This is a genomic window from Kineococcus glutinatus, from assembly GCF_039542765.1.
GTDB classification, from domain to species: domain Bacteria; phylum Actinomycetota; class Actinomycetes; order Actinomycetales; family Kineococcaceae; genus Kineococcus_A; species Kineococcus_A glutinatus.
This window is the reverse complement of sequence record NZ_BAABIL010000826.1, coordinates 1-1,869: the sequence shown is the minus strand read 5'-3', so window position 1 is coordinate 1,869 and position 1,869 is coordinate 1. Positions and strand designations below refer to the sequence as shown.

The following is a 1,869-nucleotide window of genomic DNA, read 5'->3' as shown; positions in this document are numbered from 1 at the left end:
CCGCGGGAGACAGGGGTCCGGTCGGGACGGCACCGCCCGCCGCGGCACGGCCCCCGGGGTGTTGCCGGCCCGGTGCCAGGCGCAGGTCGTGGCCAGCGGGCAGGTGGTGCAGCGCGCGACGCGGGCCGTGCACACCAGCGCGCCGAGCTCCATGACGGCCACGCCCCACGTCGCGGCCTCCTCGGGACCGGCGGGCAGCAGGGTGCTCGCCAGCCGGGTCTCGGCGGCCGACAGCGCGGGTGCGGCGTCGGCGGCTCCGGTCACGGCCCGGGCCAGCACGCGGCGCACGTTGGTGTCCACGACGGCGTGCCGCTGCCGGAAGGCGAAGGAGGCCACCGCCGCGGCGGTGTAGGCGCCGACGCCGGGCAGCGCCAGCAGGGCGGCGTGGTCGTCGGGGACCTCGCCGCCGTGGCGCTCGACGATCGCGGTGGCCGCGGCGTGCAGCCGCAGCGCCCGGCGCGGGTAGCCCAGCGACTGCCAGTGCCGCACCGCCTCGCCGGGGCTGTCGGCCGCGAGGTCGGCGGGCCGGGGCCAGCGCTGCATCCACTCCCGCCAGCGCGGCAGCACCCGGGTGACGGGGGTCTGTTGCAGCATCACCTCGCTGACGAGCACGCCCCACGGCGGGCAGGAGGGCTCCCGCCAGGGCAGGTCGCGGGCGTGGTGGCGGTACCAGCCGATCACCGTGTCGTGCAGGACGGCGCGGGCGGCCGGGTCCTGCACCGGATCACCGGGCGGATCGCCGGACGGGTCGGGGGCGGTGCGCATGAGCGGGGCGGGCATCGGGGCCATCGTCGCACCCGGCCGGGCCGACACCCTTGACGGCCGCTAGTTGTGAGTGTGTAATCAGTTACATAGCGGTCCACGACACCTCGATGGCCGCCCGCACAAGTGACTGATCGATCAGTGAGGAGTTGTCGTGATCTCCACCGCACCGACCAGCGTCCAGACCACCGAGGTCGTCCTCCCCGGGGTCGTCGAACCCGCCGGACTCCTCGTGCGCCGCCGACCGCTGCCCACCCCCGCCGCCGGGCAGGCCCTGGTCGCCGTGGAGGCCAGCGGCGTCTCCTTCGCCGAGCAGCAGATGCGCCGCGGCAGGTACTACGACCAGCCGCCCTTCCCCTTCGTGCCCGGCTACGACCTCGTCGGCACCGTCACCGCCGTCGGCCCCGGCGTCGAGGCGTCGCTCCTCGGGCGCCGCGTCGCCGCCCTCACCAAGACCGGCGGCTGGTCGAGCGCGGCGCTGCTGCAGGCCGCCGACCTCGTCCCCGTCCCCGACGGCGTCGACCCCGCCGAGGCCGAGACCCTCGTCGTCAACGGCCTCACCGCCCACCGGATGCTGCACCGCGTCGCCCGCGTCCGCCGCGGGCAGACCGTCCTCGTCCTGGGGGCCAACGGCGGCGTGGGCTCCACCCTCGTCCAGCTCGCCGTGCACGCCGGCGTCCGGGTGATCGGCACCGCCTCCCCGCGCCACCACGACGCGGTGCGAGCCCTGGGTGCCGAACCCCTGGACCGCCACGACCCCGACCTGGCCGCCCGCGTGCGGGAGCTCGCCCCCGGGGGTGTGGACGCGGTGTTCGACCACGTGGGCGGGGCGGGGATCGTCGACTCCTGGCGGCTGCTGGCCCCCGGCGGCGCCCTCGTCTCCTACGGCACCGCCTCGACCCGCGACGTCACCGGCGACCCGCGGCTGCCGGTGCTCCTGCTCGTGGCGCGCCTGGCGCTGTGGAACCTGCTGCCCAACGGCAAGCGGGCCACCTTCTTCGACGTCTGGGCCGGCAGGCGGCGCCGGGCGGCGTTCCGCGCGCGGCTGGCCGAGGACCTCGGGGCCGTGTTCGGGCTGCTCGCCGACGGCGCGCTGCGGGCGCAGGT

The 1,869-nt window shown here is 77.0% G+C and carries 2 protein-coding genes; one reads left to right on the top strand and one right to left on the bottom strand.

All coding sequences use genetic code 11. The features are described from left to right. Positions 1-780, bottom strand: a 780-nt coding sequence (locus ABEB16_RS21780; protein WP_425560292.1) for an HhH-GPD family protein, incomplete at its 3' end; no start/stop codon positions are given. 136 nt (positions 781-916) lie between these two features. Here ABEB16_RS21780 and ABEB16_RS21775 point away from each other — a divergent pair. Next, on the top strand, positions 917-1,869 hold a 953-nt coding region (locus ABEB16_RS21775), incomplete at its 3' end, for a medium chain dehydrogenase/reductase family protein (protein WP_345714260.1).